This is a genomic window from Roseateles sp. GW821-FHT03B02, assembly GCF_059421025.1.
On record NZ_JBWKUV010000001.1, the window covers coordinates 1,363,877 to 1,382,079 of the forward strand.

The window sequence follows — 18,203 nt, forward strand, 5'->3', positions numbered from 1 at the left end:
GCCTGCGGGGCATGCTGCAATGCCCCCATGCCCATCCCGCCCGACCCCGCACTGGCACCGCTGGCCGAGCTCGCCGCGCGTGCCCAGCCGATGCGGGTGCCGGCCGGCACCCGCCTCTTCGACGCCGGCCACCCCTGCCCGGGCTTTCCCATCGTCGACGAGGGCAGCGTCAGCGTGTCGCTGCTCGCGCCGGATGGCCGGCGCATGGAGCTCTACCGTGTCGAGCCCGGCGAGGTCTGCGTCGTTTCGGCCACCTGCCTGTTCGCCCACCGCGTGGCCACGGCCAGCGGCGAGGCGCGCACCGAGACGGCGCTGCGCCTCATCGCCCCGGCGGACTTCGAGGCCGTCTGCGAGCGCGACCCCGTGCTGCGCCGCTACGTCATGGGCCTGATGGCCGAACGCCTGGCCGACCTGATGGCCTTGGTGGAGGCCGTCGCCTTCCAGCGCCTGGACCAGCGCCTGGCCGCTCTGCTCAGCGCCCGCGGCCCGCGGCTGGCAACCACCCACCAGCAGCTGGCCGACGAACTCGGCACCGTGCGCGAGATCGTCAGCCGGCTGCTGCGCCGCTTCGAGCGCGACGGCTGGGTGGTGCTGGGGCGCGAGCGCATCGACATCGCCGACGCGGCCGCGCTGCAGCGGGTTTGCGCTGGCTCAAGCCCTGTGTGACCGCGGTCACCGACAGTTCGCCGTGCAGTCTCGAAGATCGCGTCACCATCCCTGAAGGAGAGCCTGATGTTCAAGACCAATGTTGGCGGCATTGACCGCATCGTCCGCATCCTCGCCGGTCTGGTGCTGCTGGCCCTGGCCGTCACCGGGACCATCGGCGCCTGGGGCTACATCGGCCTTGTGGCGCTGGCCACCGGGCTGATGAGCAGCTGCCCGCTGTACAGCATCTTTGGCTTCAGCACCTGCCCGCTGAAGTCCTGAGGCCGTGGCGGGACAATCCCGCCATGGAATGCCGCCCCCGCTGCGCCGCCTGCTGCATCGCGCCGTCGATCAGCTCGCCCATCCCCGGCCACCCGAACGGCAAGCCGGCCGGTGTGCGCTGCGTGCAGCTCGATGAGGAGGACCGCTGCCGGATCTTCGGCCGGCCCGAGCGCCCGGCCGTGTGCGGCTCGCTGCAGCCCAGCGAGCTGATGTGCGGTGACAGCCGCGAGCAGGCCATGCGCTGGCTGGGCTGGATGGAGCGCGAGACGGCGCCTGGTCAGGCCGGCTGAAGCCCGGCGCCACGCGCCCGCCAGGCCCTGGCGCGTGGGCGGTCCCAGTATTTGCCGAAGAAGTGCTGCAGCACCGTGTTGGCCGGCCGCTCGACGAAGGTCACCGCGCCGGCCACGGACAGGCTGCCCGTCAGCGCATAGGTCACGCCGAACGAGGTGCCGAGGTGCAGGATGCCGAAGACTGGCGGTCTTGGCCATGGTGCTATTGCCCGGTGAAATCGAATAGCCAAATGCTGATTTTTCTCGTCACCGGCGGCCAATCACTTCCGGCCATGCCGGCGATCGCGTTTAGGCTTCGCCGCCATGACGCCCGCCGACACCCCCGTCCCGCCGGCCAGCCTGCTGGGTCGCCTGGCCGAGCAGCGCGGCGCGTTTGCCGACGCCTACACGCTGCGCCTGCCGCGTGCCGTCACGCTGGCCGAGTTCGTCGAGGCCTTCTACACGACGCGGCTGTTCAAGGTCGAGAGGGCGCTGCTTGCGCTGATCGGCAAGCCCGCCAGCGACGCGATGGCGCGGGCCCTGGCGCGCGGCGAGGGTGAGCGGCTGGCGGTCTGGACCGTGGAGGCCCGCGAGGGCGATGAGCTGCTGATGCACGAGGACAGCGGCGCCACGCGCTCCTGGTTCAAGGCCCAGGCGGGCGAGGGCGGGGCGACGACGTTGTGGTTCGGCTCGGCTGTCGTGCCGCGCCGTCGCGGCGCCGGCGGTGAACCGCGCTTCGGCAGGGTCTTCCACGCGCTGCTGGGCTTTCACCGCCGGTACTCGCGCGCCCTGCTCAGCGCGGCGGCCCGCAAGCTCTAGGACCCCGTGCCCTTGCCGCTGACCTTGGCCGTCACCGGCTGCTTCGTCGCCACGTCCTCGATCCAGGCCTCGCAGGTCTCGGCCGCGATGCGCCCCGCCACGCGGTAGGCCTTGCCCGCCTCGGGCGTGAAGCCCACCTCACCCACCGTGCGACAACTCGCGTTCGACATCGAGACCAGCGGCGACGGGTACTGGGTCGCGGCCTGCAGGCGCACCCGGGCCGGGCGCAGCGCCAGCTCGTTGGTCAGCGCCACGGCGGCCAGGGTCATGCCGCTGCCCTGGCCTGCGCGCGCGCTGGCCATGCTGCTGCTGGACAGGCGCCGGCCATCGACCTCGGTCATCTCGAAGACGTGCAGGCGCTGGGGGCTGATGGCCACGACCTGGTCGGCGACGTTGGCCGTGGGGCCGGCGTAGTCCGGCGGCGTGGCGGGCTCGAAGGCGCTGAAGCTCTTGAGGCCGGTGCAGCCGGACAGCAGCAGTGCCGCGGCGGCCAGGGAGGCGAAGCGTTTCATGCGGCGCGCAGCTTACCGTGCCACCGCTGCCCGCATCGACCGCGCCACGTAAAGCAGCGCCACGGCCGCCAGCGCGAAGCCGACGGCGACGCCCGGCATCACCTGGCTCCAGCGCAGCGCCTCGCCCTTGAGCACGCTCATCATCAGCGTGTTCTGGGCAAGACCTGGCACCCAGAAATACCAGGCCGCCTCGCCGCCCGGGTTCAGCAGGCTCACCATGGGCATCAGCGTGACGGCCGTGATGACGAGCGTGCTGCCGGCCTGGGCCTCCTTGAAGGTCTTGGAGCGGATGGCCAGGGCCATCAGCAGGGCCGAGAGGCCGGCGGCCAGCGGGATCTGCAACAGCCAGAAGGCCAGCACCTCGGGCCCGCCGAAGCTGAACTGGGCCTGCAGCACGTCGCTCTTCAGCAGCCACTGCGCCGGCACGAAGCTCAGGGAAGACAGCAGCGCCACGGCCATGCCCATCAGTGCGACGGCGCCCCACTTGCCGGCCACGATGGCGCCGTGCGGCGCGGGGTTCATCAGCAGCGGCTCCAGCGAGCCGCGCTCGCGTTCACCGGCGGTGCTGTCCAGCGCCGCGGTAAGGGCGCCGTAGAGCACGGCCATGATGATGAACATCGGGATGATGCCGGTCAGCCGCGCCGCGCGGGCCTGGGCGCTGGCGAGGTCGCGCTCCTGCAGGTCCACGGGTTCCAGCAGTTCGGTGGACACGCCGCGCATCGCCAGGTTCAGCGAGGCGCGCTCGCGGTTGAAGCCGTAGAGCAGGCCCTTGATGGCGCCAACGCCGGCCGCCGCGCGCTGGTTGGCGCTGTCGCTGACCACCTCGACGGTGGGCGCCTCGCCGGCCAGCAGCCTGGCCTCGAAGTCCTTGGGTACGACCAGCACCGGCTCCAGCAGCTTGGTGCCGCGCAGCCGCGCCTCGTAGTCCTCGGGCGCGGCCTTGAGCGTGTAGGTCTGGCGCTCGATGAAGTTCTTCAGCGTGGGCGCGGCCTCGATGTTCACGGCCAGGATCTCGCGCTTCTCGGCGCGCTCCTCCAGCGAGGCGATCAGGCCGGAGAGCGCCATCAGCAGCAGCGGTCCCATCAGCACGGCGGGGATGAGCAGGCGCAAGAGCGTGCGGCGGTCGCGCAGCGCATCGGAGAGTTCTTTAGCAAAGACGATGAGTGCTTGTTTCATGCCGCCACCTCTTCCGGAAATGCGAGCTTGACGAAGGCGTCCTCGAAGCGGGATTCGCCGGCCTGGGCCAGCAGCTCCGACACGCTGCCGCGGGCCACGCTGCGGCCCTTGGAGACGACGACCACCTCGTCGCAGAGCTGCTCCACCTCCTGCATGATGTGCGTGGAGAAGACGATGCACTTGGCGCCGCCCTCGGGGCTCTTGAGCCAGCGCAGCGCCTCGCGCAAGGCGCGGGTGGCCAGCACGTCCAGGCCGTTGGTGGGCTCGTCGAGCACGATGTTGGCGGGGTCGTGCACCAGCGCGCGGGCCAGGGCCGTCTTCATGCGTTCGCCCTGGCTGAAGCCGTCGGCACGGCGGTCGAGGATGGCGCCCATGTCGAGCAGCTTCGCCAGGGTCTCGGCGCGCGCGTTGGCGGCGTCGGGGCTCATGCCTTGCAGGCGGCCGTAGTAGACGATGTTCTCGCGCGCCGACAGCCGCGGGTACAGGCCGTGGGCGTCGCCGAGGATGCCCATGCGCGACAGCGCCTTCAGCGGCGCGTCCTTGACCGCAATGCCGTCGACCGTGATGTGGCCCGCGTCCGGCGGGAACAGGCCCGCGAGCATGCGCAGCGTCGTCGTCTTGCCGGCGCCGTTGGCGCCCAGCAGGCCGGTGATGCGGCCGTTGCCGGCGCTCAGCGAGACACCCTGCACCGCGTGCACGACGCGCCTGGCGCCGCGCTTGAAGAGGCTGCCGCCGCTCTGGGCGGTGAACTGCTTGTGAACGTCCTGGATGGTGATCATTTCGCGGCTCCCTCCCGAACCGGCTGGAAGGCGACGGGGCGCGGGATGCGCGTGGCGCAGGCGGCGTCCTGGGGCAGGGCGGCGGCATCCAGCTTGGCGTCGATGAAGCGGAACACCAGGTCGCGCATGCAGCCCAAGGCACTGACGCCATGGCCGGCCTCGGGCACGACGATGTGCTGCACGCGCTCCGGGTGGCCGGCGCCCAGCGCCTTCGCGACCTGCTCGCCGTGGCGTGGCGGCGTGGCCGGGTCGGCACCGCCACTCAGCACCAGCACGGGGCTGGGCGCGGGTGGCACCTTGTAGAAGTCGGGCGACGCCTCGCCGCGGGGCCAGGTCTTGCAGACGTGGGCGTACATCTCGGCGTCCTGGGTCTTGAAGTCCACGCCGGGCACGTCGCGGGACTCGCCAATGCGTGGCGCGTCCTCGGCGCAGATGACCGAGAAATGCATGCCCATCGCGAGACGCATGGACGGGTTGCTGCCGAAGGCCGTGCTGAGGCCGAACAGGCCGGCAAAGCCGCCCCCGTTGGTGCCCTCGTTGGCGGCGGCCTGGATGGCAGCCGGCAACGCGGCGGCCAGGGCCGGCTGGTAGAGCGGCCCGCGCACGGCGCGCAGCAGCAGGTCGCGGGTCACGGTGAAGTGCTCGGGCACGCCCGTCAGCGGCTGCTGCACGGTGACTTGGCGCGGCAGCGAGGCCAGCAGCTTCTGCCAGTCGGCGCGCAACGTCGGGTGGGTCTTGGCGTTGGCGTCGAGCAGCTTGTCCAGCGCGGCCTGGCCGTCGGTCGAGAAGCTGGCCGGCAGCACCATGTCCGGCGGCGCCACGCCGTCGATGACGGTGCGGCGCACCTTGGCCGGGAACAGGCGCAGGTATTCCAGCGCCGCCCGCGTGCCGTAGCTGGCGCCGACGAGGTTCCACTGCGGCACGCTCAAGCGTTCGCGCACGGCGTCCATGTCCTGCATGGCGATCGTCGTCGTGAAGAAGCGCAGGCCGCCGTCCTGGCCGTACGGCAGCTTTTCCAGCGTCGCGCGGCAGGCCTCGACGCGGCGCAGCTGGGCCGCGCCGTCCAGCTGCTCGGTGAGGGGCAGCTTGCTGTCGTCGGGGCAGTCCAGCGGCGCCGAGCGGCCGGTGCCGCGCTGGTCGATGAAGACGAGGTCGCGGCGGTTGTTCAGCCGCGAGAGCCGGGGCAGCACGCGCGACGCCACCTTGATCGCGCTCTGGCCGGGGCCACCGGCCAGCAGCAGCACGGCGTCGGGCTGCTTGTTGCGGGCCAGCGCCGGCACGACGAGGTAGTGGATGTCGATCTTCATGCCGTCCGGCCGGGCCGGGTCCAGCGGGCGCTGCATGCTGCCGCATTGCAGCTCGTTGGGGATGCCGTCGACGCGGCAGGGCATGAGCGGCGTGCCGGCCAGCGCCGGCAGGGCCAGCCATGCGGCGGCGGCCATCAGGGTGAGGCGGCCGATGCGGCCGGGGACAAGCGACATGCCAGGGGCTCGTGGGAGTCGGGAGGCCCGCAGTATCCGGGCCGCCCTGCGCGGCCGCGACGGGTTCCGGCATGGGTGGCCGGTCCGGCCGCATGAATGGCGGGCCGGCGCGACGAGTGGCGGTTATGCCTTTCGGCCAGGCCGGATGCCGTCGCCCTTGCTGCCTTGCGGCCGAGGCCCCGACGGCGGGTGCGACCTAGCCTTGTTTCGAGCGGGTCGTCCGCTCACCCCACGGGAGATGACGATGAAGTTCGATATCCATCAGATGCAGGCCGGCCTGCGCCGCCACCGCGTCGCGCTGCTCGTGTGCGCGACGGTGGCCCTGTTGCAGCTCGCGCTCAGCGGTGTGCTGCTGCTGCGCCCCAGCGCGCCACCGGAGCCGGTGGCCGTCACGCGGGCCACGCCCGCCCCGACGCCGGCCGGCGACGAAGACACCGGCGCGCTGCCCACGGTCTACCCGGGCGGCTGATCGGGGCGGGGCACGCCGGCCACGACGCCGGCATGAAGGGAGAGATGTCATGGAGATCCTGATCCTGCTTTGCTGTGGCCTGCTGTCCGGCTTCCTGGCCGGGCTGCTGGGCATCGGCGGCGGCTTCGTCGTGGTGCCGGCCATGCTGGCGCTGCTGCCGGCTCACCTGGCGGCCGGCGCGCCGTTGCCGCAGGTGGCCGTCGCGACGTCGCTGGCGGCCATGGTGCCGACGACGCTCAGCGCCCTCGTTGCGCAATGGCGCCGCGGCGCCTTCGACGCGTCGGCGATGCGTTCGCTGGCGCCGGGCATCGTGCTGGGCGCCTGGCTGGGCGCCGTGCTGCTGCCGCATCTGCGGCCGGCCTGGGTGGCGCTGGTGTTCGCCGCCTATGCCGGCTATTTCGCGTGGCGGCAGTTCCTGGCGCGCCCCTGGCGCTGGGGCGAAACCTGGCCGGTGAGCGTAGCGGCGGTGGCCATCGGCAGCGTCAGCGTGCTGGCCGGCGTCGGCGGTGCGGTCTTCACCGTGCCCTATCTGGAGCAGCGGGCGCTGCCCATGCACAGCGCGGTGGCGACCTCCAGCGGCGTCGCGCTGCTGCTGTCCGTGGTGGCGCTGGCCAGCCTGGCCGGCCAGGCGGCGCCGGTGTGGTGGACGGCTGCGGCCTGGATCGGCACGGCCGCCGTGCTGGCCGCGCCGCTGGGCGTGCGCTGCGCCCATGGCCTGCCGGTCAAGCGGCTCAAGCAGGCCTTCGCGCTGCTGCTGGTGGTGGTCGCCGTGTCGGCATTGCGCAAGGCGCTGACCTTGTGAGGTGCTTGCCGCCCGGTCGGCTGTGGCGGGATGATCGCGGCGCAGCGGAGGCCGGCGCATGACGGTGAAGGCGGCAGGTGGGAGCGGCGGGGCGTGGCGCCGGGCATGGGCGGCCCTGGGCCTGGCCGCGTGGGTGTTGCTGGCCGGGGCGGCTGAGCCGCTGCGCGTCGTGGCCACCGCCGAGTGGCAGGACGCCGCCGGCCGCTGGCAGACGGTGAGCCTGCCCGACGGCGGCAACGGCGCGCCGGGCCAGGCCGCCGAGCGCCGCTACCGCTGGACCCTCGGCTTCGACGTGCCGGCCCGGAGCCGGGCGCTCTATTTCCCCGGCATGCAGGCCCAGGCGAGGCTCGTGCTGAACGGCCAGCTGCTGCACGACAGCCTGGCCGCCGGCGCCGAGCTGCCGCGCGCGCCGGACTGGCCGCTGCTCGTGGCCGTGCCCGACGCGCTGTGGCGCTCGGGCGAGAACCAGGTCGAACTGCTGGCGCGCGGCGCGCCCTTCATCGAGGTCTCGCGCCTGGAGGTCGGCCCGCTGCGCGAGCTGCAGGCCCGCCAGCGTGCCAAGCTCGGCGGCACCGTCGTCGGGCCGCTGGTGTCGGGCGCCGTCATCGGCGTGCTGGGCATCGTCATGCTGGCGCTGTGGGCGCGGCGGCACGAGGTCATCGTTGGCAGCTTCGGCCTCGCGGCGCTGGGCTGGGGCCTGCACAACGCCTGGTCGGCCTGGCCCGTGCTGCTGCTGCATCAGCCCCACCAGATGATCTGGTGGCATGTGCTGCTGGGCTTCTGGATCGGCATGGTCGTCATCTTCTGCCTGCGCTATGCCGACTGGGTGCTGCCGCGCGCCGAGCGCGCGTTGTGGGCGCTGGCGCCGGCCAGCGTGCCGTTGCTGTATGCCGGCGCGGCGGCCAACCGGCTGGTCGTGGCGACGCACTGGTGGCGCCTGGGCCTCATCGTCGTCGTGGCCGGCGGCGTGGCGGCCATGCTCAGCGCGATCTGGCGCCGCCGCGACCTCGACGCCTGGCTGATCGGCGGCTCGGCCGTCGTGTCGCTGGGCTTCGGCGTCCACGACTGGCTGGGCGACCCGACCGACAACAACTTCGTGCGCCTGGTGCCCTACACGGGCCTGGTGTTCGTCTTCGTCGTCGTGCGCCTGCTGGTGGACCGCTTCATCGCCGCGCAGCGCTCGCTGGAAGGTCTGAATGCCGAACTGGAGCAGCGTGTGGCAGCCCAGAACGCCGAGCTGCGCCGCGCGCTGGACGACATGCGCCAGGCGCGCGACGCGGCCGAGGCGGCCGGGCAGGCCAAGGCCCGCTTCCTGGCCGCCGCCAGCCACGACTTGCGCCAGCCGGCCCACGCGCTGGGTCTGTACCTCGCCGCGCTGCGCCAGCAGCCGCTGCCGGCCGAGCCGGCCGAGCTGGCCGAGCGCATGGCCCGCTCGCTGGCGGCGCTGGACAGCCTGTTCAACAGCCTGCTGGACGTGTCGCGCATCGATGCCGGTGCCGTCGTGCCGCGTTCGGCCCCCATGGCCTTGGCGCCCCTGCTGCAGCGCCTGGCCGACGAGGCGGCCCCCCAGGCCGAGGCACGCGGCCTGCGCCTGGCGCTGCGCCTGGGCCGGGGAGCCAAGGCAGCCCTGGCGCTGACCGACGCGCTGCTGCTCGAACGCATCCTGCGCAACCTGCTCGGCAATGCGCTGCGCTACACGGCGCGCGGTGGCGTGCTGCTGGCTCTGCGCCGGCGCGGGCCGAGCTGGCGCGTCGAGGTCTGGGACACCGGCATCGGCATCGCGGCCGAGCACCGCGAGCGCGTCTTCGAGGAGTTCTTCCAGGTTGGCAACGCCGAGCGCGACCGTAGCGCCGGCCTGGGCCTGGGCCTGGCCATCGTGCGGCGGCTGGCAACGCTGCTAGGCCTGCCGCTGGCGCTGCATTCGCGGCCCGGGCACGGCACCGTCTTCATGCTCGCGCTGCCGGTGCTGCAGGCCCCGCCGCCCGCCGAGACGCCGGCGACGCCCGTGGCCGCGCCCGTGCCGCTGGCCGGCCTGCGCGTCGGCGTGCTGGAGGACGATGCCGACGTGCGCGACGCGCTGACGCGGTTGCTGCGCGGCTGGGGCTGCGAGGTGCAGGCCGCCGGTCAGGCCGAGGCAGGCTTCGCGCCAGGCATCCAGGCCCTCGTCGTGGACCAGCGCCTGCCCGGCGGGCGCAGCGGCGTCGAGGCCGTGCAGCGCCTGCGCGGGGCGCTGGGCAGCGCGCTGCCGGCGCTGGTCGTCACCGGCGAGTCCGACCCGGCGGTGCTGCGCGAGCTGGCCGCTGCGGGCCTGCCGACGCTGGCCAAGCCCGTGCCGGCCGAACGCCTGCGCGAGTGGCTGGAGGGCGTCGTGACGGGGAGGGCGCGATGAGGGTGCTGGTGGCCGACGACCATCCGCTCGTGCGCGATGCGCTCGCCCGCGCCGTGCGCGGCCTGCGCTCGCGCGACGGCGAGGCCGGCGACGTGCAGGTCTGCGAGGCCGGCGACCTGGCGGCGGCGCTGGCCGGCCTTGCGGAGCCGGTGGACCTGGCCCTGGTGGACCTGCAGATGCCCGGCATGGACGGGCTGGGGGGCCTGCAGGCGCTGCGCGAGGCCCTGGCCGGCCGGCCGCTGGTGGTCACGTCCGGCCATGACGACGCGGCCACCATCCGCGCCGTGCTGGCCGCCGGCGCGGTCGGCTTCATCCCCAAGACGGCGGGTGCCGAACTGCTGCTGCAGGCGCTGCGCCTCGTGCTCGGCGGCGGCGTCTACGTGCCGGCCGAGGCCCTGTCGGGCCTGGCCGCAGAGCCCGCGCCGGCGGCCCCGCCCGCGAGGCTGACGCCGCGCCAGGCCGAGGTGCTCAAGGCCCTGGCCCGCGGCGAGCCCAACAAGCAGATCGCCCGCGAGCTGGGCCTCAGCGAGGGCACGGTCAAGCTGCACCTGGCCGCCATCCTGCGCGTGCTGCAGGCGCGCAACCGCACCGAGGCTGTGGTGCGGGCGCGGGCGCTGGGCTGGCTGGACTGAAGCGCGCCAGGGATCGGAGGGCGGCGTATGCTGGGCCGCCCTTCAGACCGCCACCCTTCGGGAAGCCAGCCATGACCCTCTGCCCCATCGCCATCGTTGCCGGCTGCGCCAAGTGCCCGGCCTTCAAGGTCTGTCCGCTGAAGACCGTCATCGGCGACGCGCCCAAGGCGCCGCCGGCCAAGACCGCCAGGCCGCGCAAGAAGTGACGTCCGGCGTTCCCGACCGCAACCACCCCTGCTGCGGCCGCCGCGCCGCGATGAAAGGCTAGCGTGCAGACACTCGACGAGATGCGCGACCGTTGCCTGCTGACCGATGAACAGCATGCCGAGATCGGTGCCTGGGTCAGCCAGGCGCGCACCCCGGAGGCCATACTGGCCATGCCTGAGGGCCTGTGGCGCACGCTGGAGCTGGCCAGCGTGCTGATGGATGTGGACGCCGACCTGCGGCGCGAGCCGCTGCTCGCAGACGGCTAACCGGTCGTCGCCAGCGCCCCGGCCATGACCAGGGCCAGCAGGCCCAGGCCGATGATGAACCAGTGCAGCACCGCCAGCAGCGCGGCGCGCAGCACCGTCGTCCACCAGCTGGCCTCGTGCACGCGCTTGAGCGCCACCACCGGATAGATGTTGGACCAGGCCCAGGCAGCGAACGCGACGAGGCCCCAGGGCAGCAGCACGGCCAGCAGCAGCATGCCGTACCAGGCCGCGTGCAGGTGCATGGCGAAGACGAAGTGCGCGCCGTAGGGCTGACGCCAGAACAGCAGCTTGAGCAGGCCGGCGAAGAAGGGCAGGGAGCACAGCACCGCATAGGGCGCCAGGCCCATCATCGTGGCGCCCATGGCGCGCACGGAGCCCTGGGGATCGGCGCGCCAGTGCTCCTCGGCGCGGTGGATGCGGTCCTGCGTGCCCTGGGGCAGTTGGGACGCCAGCCCGGGCCCGACGATGTGGAAGTCCCCGCTGTGCTCGGCCATTCTCTTCTTGACCCTGGCCATCTTGGCGGCCGCCACCGACGGCGCCGAAGCACCCTCCGCGGCCACCTGCACGGCCTCGTCGTCATCCAGACCCAGCGTGTTCGTGCTGCCCGGCATCAGCTTGAGCGCCAGGAAGAACAGCAGGCCCAGCGTGAGCAGCAGGCGCAGCGGCAGCACATAGCGCTGCTTGCGGCCGGCGAGGTATTCGCGCGTCAGGAAGCCCGGCTTGGCCATCAGGCCCCACAGACTCTTCCACAGCGTGCCCTCGACGGCGATGTAGTGGCTGACGAACTCGTGCACGAACTCCGTCAGCGAGGGCGGGTGGTTCGCCGTGTCCTGGCCGCACTGGCTGCAGAAGCGGGCGCCCGCGGCCAGCGGGGTGTTGCAGTTCAGGCAGGCGCCGCTGCTGCCGTGGCCGTGCGCGGCCTGCGGCTTGCTGCCGGCCAGGCCGGCCATCTCGGCCGAGGCCGCCACGGCGGCGCCGCCGCCGGTCAGTCCGCTGAGCTCGTCCATGGCCTCAGGCCTTCTTGGTTTTCAGCAGGCCCTCGCAGGCCGAGCGGGCCTTGGCGTCGCCCGCGTCCAGCTTGCCGCAGACGCCGTCGAGCTGGGCCTTGAGGCGGCCGACGGCGGCGGCCTGGGCCGGCGACTGGGCCCAGCTGCCGAGCAGCGACGTCACCTTCTTCAGCGAGCGCTCGCTGCGCTCGTAGAAGGCGCCGGGGTCCTTCCCGGCCTCGGCGAACAGCTGGGCAGCCGTCTTCTCGATGCGCGGCGTGTCCTCGGGCGCGAGCTCGATCAGCGCGCCGAAGTAGTTGGCGCCCCACTGCAGCCGCGTGGCCGGGCCCTCGCTCTTGTCGAAGGCCTCCTCGTACCAGCGCAGCGCGTCGGCCTTCTTGCCCTGCTTCCGGGCGTTGCCGCCGAGCTGGCTCATCAGGTAGTAAGGCGAGTGGCTGCGCGCGAGGGCCGACTTCAGCAGCTCGTCGCTCTCCTTCCACAGCCCTGCGCGGCCCAGCAGGTGGGCGGCCTCGGTGACGACGGCCTGGCGCTCGTAGCCGTCGGTCACCTCACGGTTGGCGCGGCCGGCCTGGTCACGCGCCTCGGTCAGCAGGGCGGCCGGGATGCCCTTGGGGTTGGGGTCGTCCTTGGGCGAGTCCAGGCGCGCCAGGTCGATGCGTGCCTGCAGTGCGTTCAGGCGGTCGGCGCGGGAGAGGGTGGTGTCGGCGTTCAGGCGCTTGAGGGCCGCGTCGAACTCGGCGACGACCGTGTTGCGCGTGTCGCCCGGCTGCGTCAGGGCCTTGACCAGATCGGGCGCCTCGTTGGCCAGCACGTCCATCTGCGCATGGGCCTGGGCGCCGTCGTTGAGCACGGCGCGCAGGCGCGGCAGCTGGGCCGGATCGGCCGGTTTGCCCTCGGCCAACGCGCCGACGGACTTGAGCCACAACCGTGTCGCCGTCTCGGCGTCGGCGCCCTCGCTGGCCTTGGCCAGCTGGGCCAGCGTGGCCGGGCGCTGCTCGACCGGCAGCAGTTGCTGCTCGTCCGTCTCCCAGCCGTAGAAGCCCAGCAGCCGCCATTCGTTGGCGCTGAGTTTCCTTCCGGCCTTGGCGTCGGCCAACACGGCCTTGACCGGGCGGCCGCTGGACAGGCCGAGCTGCAGCACCTTCATGACCTGGGCCGCGTCCGCCTCGCCGGGCAGGCGCGTGATCTCGCTGCCGGTCGGGCCGAACAGGATCATCGTCGGGTAGCCGCGCACCTTGAAGCGCGCGCCCAGCTTCTGCGCGCCGGGCGCGTCGCCGTCGATGCCCACGGCCACGAAGGCCTTGCTCTGCTCGATGAAGTCCGCGCGGTTGAAGAGGGTGGCTTTCAGCTGGTTGCACGGCGGGCACCACTTGGCGCCCCAGTACAGCAGCACCGGCTTCTTCTCGGCCCTGGCCTGGGCGAAGTAGCGGTCGATGTCGGCGTCGGTCGCGGCGGCCTGCCAGGAGACGCCCGGACCGGACGCGGCGTGGGCGAGGGGTGCGGTGGCCAGCAGTGCGGCGGTGACCAGCGCGGCGAAGCGGGGGATGAGCCTCATCGGTGCGGGGTGTCGATCGTGTCGAAGCGCCGATTCTCTGCTGCCTGCGCGCCGCAGAATGCGCGCATGCCGAATAAGCAACCGCCGCGGCTGCATGACGTCGTGGCCATGCTGCGCGCCCAGGCCCGGCCCGGGCAGCTCAATGCCATGGCCCGCTTCGGCCTGACCGGCGACGCCCGCCTGGGCCTGGCCGTGCCGACGCTGCGCGCGCTGGCCCGCGATCTCGGGCGCGACCACGCCCTCGCCCTGGCGCTGTGGGACACCGGCATCCCCGATGCGCAGATCCTGGCCGGCATGGTGGCCGAGCCCGCGACGCTGACCGCCGCGCAGATGGACCGCTGGGTGGCGGGCATGCGGGCCTGGGACGTATGCGACCAGGCCTGCCTCAATGCCTTCGTGAAGAGCCCGCTGGCCTGGGCCGCCATTGCGCGCTGGGCGGCGTGCCAGCCCGAGTTCGAGAGGCGCGCCGGCTTCGCGCTGCTGGCCGTCGCCGCGGTGCACCAGAAGACCCGGCCGGATGCCGATTTCCTCGCCTGCCTGCCCCTGATCGAGGCTGCAGCCGACGACGAGCGCAATTTCGTCAAGAAGGCCGTCAGCTGGGCGTTGCGCCAGATCGGCAAGCGCAGCCCGGCCCTGCGTGAGCCGGCGCTCACCTTGGCGGAGCGGCTATGCCGGCGCGAGGAGAAGTCGGCGCGCTGGATAGGCAGCGATGCACGGCGGGAGCTGGCAAAGGCGGCCTTTCTTAATTGACTCCGACCCCATTTTTCATCCCGCTTTGGAGGGTGATCGGGGGGGATGCCGGGGGGGCTCCTCCCCCTTCGCCCCACCCTCTGGGTGATGTCCGGAAACCGGCTCGGCGCCGATGCTGACGGTGTGGCGTTCTTCACGTCGCCGAACACCTCAAACCCGGAGCCGCGCCATGCAATTCGTCGCTTCCTCGCCGTCGCCCTGGTTCAGCGCCAAGCCGGCCCAGCCCATGCCGACGCGCGGCGCTGACCTCATGGCCGCCGCGCGCGGATGCGGCTGGTACGACTCCAGCTTCGACCTGGCGCAGGGCCTTGAAGCCAGCGAGCAGGACCATGACGCGCTGTACCAGCTCTGGGAGTTGTCCCGGAACTGAAGCGGCTACAGCATGCAGGCCAGCTTGGTGCCCTGCAGGATGGCCCGCTTGGCATCCAGCTCGCCGGCTTCCAGCGCGCCGCCGATCAGGTGAACGCTGGCGCCCGCCGCCTTCAACGGCGCTTCCAGCTCGCGCAGCGGCTCCTGGCCGGCGCACAGCACGATGGTGTCGGCCTCGATCAGCTGGGCGTCCTTGCGTTGCTCGCCGTAGCTGACCCACAGGCCCTCGGGCGTGATCTGCTCGTAGTTGACGCTGGCCAGCATGTCCACTTTCTTCATCTTCAGCGCGGCGCGGTGGATCCAGCCGGTCGTCTTGCCCAGGCCCGCGCCGGGCTTGCCAGCCTTGCGCTGCAGCAGCGTGATCTGGCGCGTGGGCGCCTCGGGTGCCGGCCGCAGCAGGCCCGCCCTCACCTGCTCGGGGTCGCCCACACCCCAGTGGCGGCGCCAGGCTGCCGGGTCCAGCGTCAGTGAATGGCCGGCCTCCAGCAGGTACTCGGCCACGTCGAAGCCGATGCCGCCGGCGCCGACGATGGCCACGCGGCTGCCCACCGGCCTGTCGTGCCTCAGCACGTCGATGTAGCTCAGCACCTGGCCGCGGGCCTGGCCCTCTTCCTGGCCCTTGATCTTCGGGTTGCGCGCGCTGACGCCGGTGGCCAGCAGCACCTCGTCGAAGCCCTTCAGCGCGCCCGCATCGACCCGCGTGTTCAGCCTCAGCTCCACCCCGGTGATCTCGATGCGCCGGCGGAAGTAGCGCAGCGTCTCGCTGAACTCCTCCTTGCCGGGGATGCGCCGGGCCATGTTGAACTGGCCGCCGATCTCGGCCGCCGCGTCGAACAGCGTCACCGAGTGGCCGCGCTCGGCCAGCGTCGTCGCTGCGGCAAGCCCGGCCGGGCCGGCGCCGACGACGGCGATGCGCTTCTTCGCGCCATTCACCGGCTTGACGACGATCTCCTGCTCGTAGGCCGCCCGCGGGTTCACCAGGCAGGTGGAGATCTTCTGCGCGAAGGTGTGGTCCAGGCAGGCCTGGTTGCAGGCGATGCAGGTGTTGATCTCGTCGGCCCTGCCCTGACGCGCCTTCTTGACGAACTCCGAGTCGGCCAGGAAGGGCCGCGCCATGGAGACCATGTCGGCCGAGCCGTCGGCCAGCACGCCCTCGGCCACTTCGGGCGTGTTGATGCGGTTGCTGGTGATCAGCGGCGTCGTGATGCCCTCTTCTCGCAGCTGGGCGCGCAGCTTGGCGGTGACCCAGGCGAAGCCGGCGCGCGGCACGCTGGTCGCAATCGTCGGGATGCGCGCCTCATGCCAGCCGATGCCGGTGTTGATGATCGTCGCGCCGCCGCGCGACACGCGCCGCGCCAGCTCGGCGACTTCCTCCCACGAACTGCCGTTGGGCACCAGGTCCAGCATCGACAGGCGGTAGATGATGATGAAGTCCGGCCCCACCGCCTCGCGCATGCGGGCGAGGATCTCCAGCGGCAGCCGCATGCGGTTTTCGTAGCTTCCGCCCCAGGCGTCGGTGCGCTGGTTGGTGTGCGCCACCAGGAACTGGTTGATGAAATAGCCCTCGCTGCCCATCACCTCCACGCCGTCGTAGCCGGCCTCGCGGGCCAGCCTGGCGCAGCGGATGAAGGCGCGGATCTGGCGCTCGATGCCGCGGGCACTCAGCTCGCGCGGCGTGAACGGCGTGATGGGTGACTGGATCCGCGACGGCGCCACGCACAGCGGCGAGTAGCCGTAGCGGCCGGTGTGCAGGATCTGCAGCGCGATCTTGCCGCCCTCGGCGTGCACGGCGTCCGTGATGATCTTGTGGCGCCGCGCGGCGCCCGAGGTCGCCAGCGTGCCGGCGAAGGGCTTGGCCCAGCCCTCGATGTTGGGTGCGAAGCCGCCGGTCACGATCAGCCCGACCTCCCCCTTGGCCCGCTCGGCGAAGAACACGGCCATGCGCTCGAAATGCTTGCGGCCATCCTCCAGGCCGGTGTGCATGCTGCCCATCAGCACGCGGTTCTTCAGCGTCGTGAAGCCGAGGTCCAGGGGGGCGAGGAGGTGGGGGTAGTTCATCCCGGCGATGCTAGCGACGGCACGGCGCCGGAATTGGAGAGTTTTCCTCAGCCCAGTGGTGATGGCGGGTCGTCAATCGCCAGCAACAGTTCTTCACCCGCTGCTAGTTGGCGGCAATCGTGACATCCTCGGCTTGAGTTCTAATCGCGAGTCCGCGTATTTGGGATTTGGCCCGGCGGTTTGGTTTTTTCGGAGAGTTCTCAATGCGATTCACCCCCTGGGCCACCCGGCTGGTCCTGACGCTGAGCCTGTCGGCCACCGCCTTCCTGACCGCCTGCGGCGGCGGCGGCAGCGGCAGCAGCAACACCCAAGTGCGCCTGCTGAACGCCACGCGTTCCTATTCCCAGCTGGATCTGACGGTCAACGACAAGACCATCAACAGCAAGATCGCCTACGCCAGCGTGGGCGAGTACGGCAGCGTCGACACCAACGCCACCGCCACCAAGGTGCTGACCAGCGACGTGGGCACCAGCGTGTCGGCCACGACGCCCACGCTGACCTCGGGCAGCAACTACACCTTCATCACCTACGGCTTCGCCGGCGCCATCCGCACGACGCTGCTGCAGGAAGCTGAAGTCGTGCCCGATGCCAACAAGGCCAAGCTGCTGGTGCTGAACCTGGCCCCGGATGCCGGCGCGCTGGACGTCTACGTGACGACCGCGGCCGACGACATCAACTCCGCCACCGCGCTGACCACCAACCTGCAGGGCGGTGCCGGCAGCGGCTACATCCAGATCAACTCGGGCACCTTCCGCGTGCGCGTGACCGGCTACAACAAGCGCACCGACCTGCGCCTGGACATCCCGGCCGTCACGCTGGACTCCGCCAGCGTCAACACGCTGGTGCTGACCGCCTCCGAGGGCGGCGTGCTCGTCAACGGCATCTCGCTGGTCCAGAAGGGCGCGGTCAAGAACTTCGCCAACACCCAGAGCCGCGTGCGCACCGTTGCGGCCCTGACCAGCGGCGGCACCGTCGGCTCCACCATCAACGGCCAGCAGATGTTCAGCAGCGCGATCAGCCCGCTGATCAGCGACTACGTGACGACCAGCGCCGGTGCCAGCACGCTCGCCGTGACGGTCGGTGGCGTGACCTACCCCTTCAACGCCCCGACGCTGACCGCCGGCAAGGACACCACGCTGCTGGTCTGGGGCGACGCCGCCGCACCCAAGATGTCGGTGCTGGACGACGACAACCGCCTGCCCACCGTCTCCGGCAACGTGAAGATCCGTCTCGTCAATGCCATCGCCGCGCAGACCGCCGGCGTGTCGCTGAACGTCGACTTCAGCGCCATCGCGTCCAACACGCTGCCCGGCACGGCCTCCGCGCCCAACAGCATCTCGTCCACGACCGCCTCGCAGGTCGACGTGACGGTGCCGACCTCGGCCACGGCGATCTACACCAACACCTCGCTGGCCTTCCCGGCCAACAGCGTGTGGACCTTCTTCGCCGTGCCCAGCGCCACGGCCGTCCAGGGCATGACCGCCCTGCCCAAGCGCGAGCGCCCGTAAGCCCCGGCTTCAGCCCGCACAAGAGCCCCCGCGCCACTGGCCGGGGGCTTTAATGAGATGGTCACCCCATCTCGTGTTTGCCCCGAACACCCCGGTGACATAAGTTGCCGGGGTGTTCTTCTATGTGGCGGAGGTCATCATGGACTCTGTAACGATGGTCGGCATCGACCTGGGCAAGCACTCGTTTCACCTGCACGGCCAGGACCGCAAGGGCTTGGCGGTGTTCCG

At 71.9% G+C, this 18,203-nt stretch carries 21 protein-coding genes; 13 read left to right on the forward strand and 8 right to left on the reverse strand.

Annotated features, from left to right (window positions below; translation table 11 throughout):
• Positions 1–27 precede the first annotated feature (27 nt).
• The 3 genes from AC07VX_RS06125 (at position 28) to AC07VX_RS06135 (ending at position 1,217) form a co-directional block, all read left to right on the forward strand.
• A complete protein-coding gene (locus AC07VX_RS06125; RefSeq protein ID WP_493162551.1) occupies positions 28–666 on the forward strand; it encodes a Crp/Fnr family transcriptional regulator in 639 nt (212 codons plus the stop codon).
• A 66-nt stretch (positions 667–732) separates the two neighbouring features.
• Positions 733–927, forward strand: coding sequence for a YgaP family membrane protein (locus tag AC07VX_RS06130; RefSeq protein ID WP_493162550.1), 195 nt, complete (start codon positions 733–735; stop codon positions 925–927).
• Between the two features lie 23 nt (positions 928–950).
• The gene (locus AC07VX_RS06135) at positions 951–1,217 is read left to right on the forward strand and encodes a YkgJ family cysteine cluster protein (protein WP_493162549.1); all 267 of its coding nucleotides are present in this window, start codon (positions 951–953) and stop codon (positions 1,215–1,217) included.
• Here AC07VX_RS06135 and AC07VX_RS06140 read toward each other — a convergent pair.
• Entirely contained in the window at positions 1,205–1,363 is a 159-nt protein-coding gene (locus AC07VX_RS06140) for a DUF2061 domain-containing protein (RefSeq protein ID WP_493183871.1), read from the reverse strand. The genes AC07VX_RS06135 and AC07VX_RS06140 overlap by 13 nt on opposite strands.
• A gap of 157 nt (positions 1,364–1,520) precedes the next feature.
• On the opposite strand from AC07VX_RS06140, the gene AC07VX_RS06145 reads away from it, so the two are divergent.
• Complete coding sequence (locus AC07VX_RS06145) at positions 1,521–2,015, forward strand: hypothetical protein (protein ID WP_493162547.1); 495 nt, start codon at positions 1,521–1,523, stop codon at positions 2,013–2,015.
• Here the strand turns inward: AC07VX_RS06145 and AC07VX_RS06150 are convergent.
• The 4 genes from AC07VX_RS06150 to AC07VX_RS06165 are packed head-to-tail and all read right to left on the reverse strand — an operon-like array spanning position 2,012 to position 5,963.
• Positions 2,012–2,527 carry a hypothetical protein gene (locus AC07VX_RS06150; RefSeq protein WP_493162546.1) on the reverse strand — a complete coding sequence of 172 codons (516 nt, stop codon included), beginning with the start codon at positions 2,525–2,527 and terminating at the stop codon, positions 2,012–2,014. The genes AC07VX_RS06145 and AC07VX_RS06150 overlap by 4 nt on opposite strands.
• 12 nt (positions 2,528–2,539) lie before the next feature.
• Positions 2,540–3,703, reverse strand: coding sequence for an ABC transporter permease (locus AC07VX_RS06155; protein ID WP_493162545.1), 1,164 nt, complete (start codon positions 3,701–3,703; stop codon positions 2,540–2,542).
• Positions 3,700–4,482 carry an ABC transporter ATP-binding protein gene (locus AC07VX_RS06160; RefSeq protein WP_493162544.1) on the reverse strand — a complete coding sequence of 261 codons (783 nt, stop codon included), beginning with the start codon at positions 4,480–4,482 and terminating at the stop codon, positions 3,700–3,702. Before AC07VX_RS06160 ends, AC07VX_RS06155 begins: the two co-directional genes overlap by 4 nt.
• Positions 4,479–5,963: an alpha/beta hydrolase gene (locus AC07VX_RS06165; RefSeq protein ID WP_493162543.1), complete on the reverse strand. Its 1,485-nt coding sequence runs from the start codon at positions 5,961–5,963 to the stop codon at positions 4,479–4,481. The genes AC07VX_RS06160 and AC07VX_RS06165 overlap by 4 nt, the downstream gene beginning before the upstream one ends.
• A 244-nt stretch (positions 5,964–6,207) precedes the next feature.
• On the opposite strand from AC07VX_RS06165, the gene AC07VX_RS06170 reads away from it, so the two are divergent.
• The 6 genes from AC07VX_RS06170 (at position 6,208) to AC07VX_RS06195 (ending at position 10,728) form a co-directional block, all read left to right on the forward strand.
• Positions 6,208–6,432: a hypothetical protein gene (locus AC07VX_RS06170; RefSeq protein ID WP_493162542.1), complete on the forward strand. Its 225-nt coding sequence runs from the start codon at positions 6,208–6,210 to the stop codon at positions 6,430–6,432.
• Between the two features lie 49 nt (positions 6,433–6,481).
• Entirely contained in the window at positions 6,482–7,234 is a 753-nt protein-coding gene (locus AC07VX_RS06175) for a sulfite exporter TauE/SafE family protein (protein ID WP_493162541.1), read from the forward strand.
• A 58-nt stretch (positions 7,235–7,292) separates the two neighbouring features.
• Positions 7,293–9,623, forward strand: coding sequence for a hybrid sensor histidine kinase/response regulator (locus AC07VX_RS06180; protein WP_493162540.1), 2,331 nt, complete (start codon positions 7,293–7,295; stop codon positions 9,621–9,623).
• Positions 9,620–10,255, forward strand: a complete 636-nt coding sequence (locus AC07VX_RS06185) for a response regulator (RefSeq protein ID WP_493162539.1) — start codon at positions 9,620–9,622, stop codon at positions 10,253–10,255. The genes AC07VX_RS06180 and AC07VX_RS06185 overlap by 4 nt, the downstream gene beginning before the upstream one ends.
• Before the next feature lie 71 nt (positions 10,256–10,326).
• The gene (locus AC07VX_RS06190) at positions 10,327–10,461 is read left to right on the forward strand and encodes a hypothetical protein (protein WP_493162538.1); all 135 of its coding nucleotides are present in this window, start codon (positions 10,327–10,329) and stop codon (positions 10,459–10,461) included.
• A gap of 63 nt (positions 10,462–10,524) precedes the next feature.
• A complete protein-coding gene (locus AC07VX_RS06195; RefSeq protein ID WP_493162537.1) occupies positions 10,525–10,728 on the forward strand; it encodes a hypothetical protein in 204 nt (67 codons plus the stop codon).
• On the opposite strand, the gene AC07VX_RS06200 is transcribed toward AC07VX_RS06195, so the two are convergent.
• Both AC07VX_RS06200 and AC07VX_RS06205 read right to left on the reverse strand, forming a co-directional pair.
• On the reverse strand, positions 10,725–11,735 hold the full coding sequence (locus tag AC07VX_RS06200; RefSeq protein WP_493162536.1) for a DUF3667 domain-containing protein: 1,011 nt from the start codon (positions 11,733–11,735) through the stop codon (positions 10,725–10,727). The genes AC07VX_RS06195 and AC07VX_RS06200 overlap by 4 nt on opposite strands.
• Before the next feature lie 4 nt (positions 11,736–11,739).
• A complete protein-coding gene (locus AC07VX_RS06205) occupies positions 11,740–13,290 on the reverse strand; it encodes a thioredoxin family protein (protein WP_493162535.1) in 1,551 nt (516 codons plus the stop codon).
• A 66-nt stretch (positions 13,291–13,356) separates the two neighbouring features.
• Between AC07VX_RS06205 and AC07VX_RS06210 the strand changes: the two genes are divergently transcribed.
• Both AC07VX_RS06210 and AC07VX_RS06215 read left to right on the forward strand, forming a co-directional pair.
• Complete coding sequence (locus AC07VX_RS06210) at positions 13,357–14,040, forward strand: DNA alkylation repair protein (protein WP_493162534.1); 684 nt, start codon at positions 13,357–13,359, stop codon at positions 14,038–14,040.
• Positions 14,041–14,209: 169 nt separating this feature from the next.
• Positions 14,210–14,410, forward strand: coding sequence for a hypothetical protein (locus AC07VX_RS06215; protein ID WP_493162533.1), 201 nt, complete (start codon positions 14,210–14,212; stop codon positions 14,408–14,410).
• A gap of 5 nt (positions 14,411–14,415) precedes the next feature.
• Here the strand turns inward: AC07VX_RS06215 and AC07VX_RS06220 are convergent, their stop codons facing one another.
• Positions 14,416–16,467 (reverse strand): FAD-dependent oxidoreductase, encoded by a 2,052-nt coding sequence (locus AC07VX_RS06220; RefSeq protein ID WP_493162532.1) that lies wholly within the window; start codon positions 16,465–16,467, stop codon positions 14,416–14,418.
• Positions 16,468–16,670: 203 nt separating this feature from the next.
• Between AC07VX_RS06220 and AC07VX_RS06225 the strand changes: the two genes are divergently transcribed.
• Entirely contained in the window at positions 16,671–17,975 is a 1,305-nt protein-coding gene (locus tag AC07VX_RS06225) for a DUF4397 domain-containing protein (protein WP_493162531.1), read from the forward strand.
• Positions 17,976–18,203 lie beyond the last annotated feature (228 nt).

What these genes read in the sequence shown, in the direction of transcription:
- AC07VX_RS06125 (WP_493162551.1), top strand. Translation starts at nt 28, where the DNA reads ATGCCCATCCCGCCCGACCCCGCACTGGCACCGCTGGCCGAGCTCGCC.
- AC07VX_RS06130 (WP_493162550.1), top strand. Translation starts at nt 733, where the DNA reads ATGTTCAAGACCAATGTTGGCGGCATTGACCGCATCGTCCGCATCCTC.
- AC07VX_RS06135 (WP_493162549.1), top strand. Translation starts at nt 951, where the DNA reads ATGGAATGCCGCCCCCGCTGCGCCGCCTGCTGCATCGCGCCGTCGATC.
- AC07VX_RS06145 (WP_493162547.1), top strand. Translation starts at nt 1,521, where the DNA reads ATGACGCCCGCCGACACCCCCGTCCCGCCGGCCAGCCTGCTGGGTCGC.
- AC07VX_RS06150 (WP_493162546.1), bottom strand. Translation starts at nt 2,527, where the DNA reads ATGAAACGCTTCGCCTCCCTGGCCGCCGCGGCACTGCTGCTGTCCGGC.
- AC07VX_RS06155 (WP_493162545.1), bottom strand. Translation starts at nt 3,703, where the DNA reads ATGAAACAAGCACTCATCGTCTTTGCTAAAGAACTCTCCGATGCGCTG.
- AC07VX_RS06160 (WP_493162544.1), bottom strand. Translation starts at nt 4,482, where the DNA reads ATGATCACCATCCAGGACGTTCACAAGCAGTTCACCGCCCAGAGCGGC.
- AC07VX_RS06165 (WP_493162543.1), bottom strand. Translation starts at nt 5,963, where the DNA reads ATGTCGCTTGTCCCCGGCCGCATCGGCCGCCTCACCCTGATGGCCGCC.
- AC07VX_RS06170 (WP_493162542.1), top strand. Translation starts at nt 6,208, where the DNA reads ATGAAGTTCGATATCCATCAGATGCAGGCCGGCCTGCGCCGCCACCGC.
- AC07VX_RS06175 (WP_493162541.1), top strand. Translation starts at nt 6,482, where the DNA reads ATGGAGATCCTGATCCTGCTTTGCTGTGGCCTGCTGTCCGGCTTCCTG.
- AC07VX_RS06180 (WP_493162540.1), top strand. Translation starts at nt 7,293, where the DNA reads ATGACGGTGAAGGCGGCAGGTGGGAGCGGCGGGGCGTGGCGCCGGGCA.
- AC07VX_RS06185 (WP_493162539.1), top strand. Translation starts at nt 9,620, where the DNA reads ATGAGGGTGCTGGTGGCCGACGACCATCCGCTCGTGCGCGATGCGCTC.
- AC07VX_RS06190 (WP_493162538.1), top strand. Translation starts at nt 10,327, where the DNA reads ATGACCCTCTGCCCCATCGCCATCGTTGCCGGCTGCGCCAAGTGCCCG.
- AC07VX_RS06200 (WP_493162536.1), bottom strand. Translation starts at nt 11,735, where the DNA reads ATGGACGAGCTCAGCGGACTGACCGGCGGCGGCGCCGCCGTGGCGGCC.
- AC07VX_RS06205 (WP_493162535.1), bottom strand. Translation starts at nt 13,290, where the DNA reads ATGAGGCTCATCCCCCGCTTCGCCGCGCTGGTCACCGCCGCACTGCTG.
- AC07VX_RS06210 (WP_493162534.1), top strand. Translation starts at nt 13,357, where the DNA reads ATGCCGAATAAGCAACCGCCGCGGCTGCATGACGTCGTGGCCATGCTG.
- AC07VX_RS06215 (WP_493162533.1), top strand. Translation starts at nt 14,210, where the DNA reads ATGCAATTCGTCGCTTCCTCGCCGTCGCCCTGGTTCAGCGCCAAGCCG.
- AC07VX_RS06220 (WP_493162532.1), bottom strand. Translation starts at nt 16,467, where the DNA reads ATGAACTACCCCCACCTCCTCGCCCCCCTGGACCTCGGCTTCACGACG.
- AC07VX_RS06225 (WP_493162531.1), top strand. Translation starts at nt 16,671, where the DNA reads ATGCGATTCACCCCCTGGGCCACCCGGCTGGTCCTGACGCTGAGCCTG.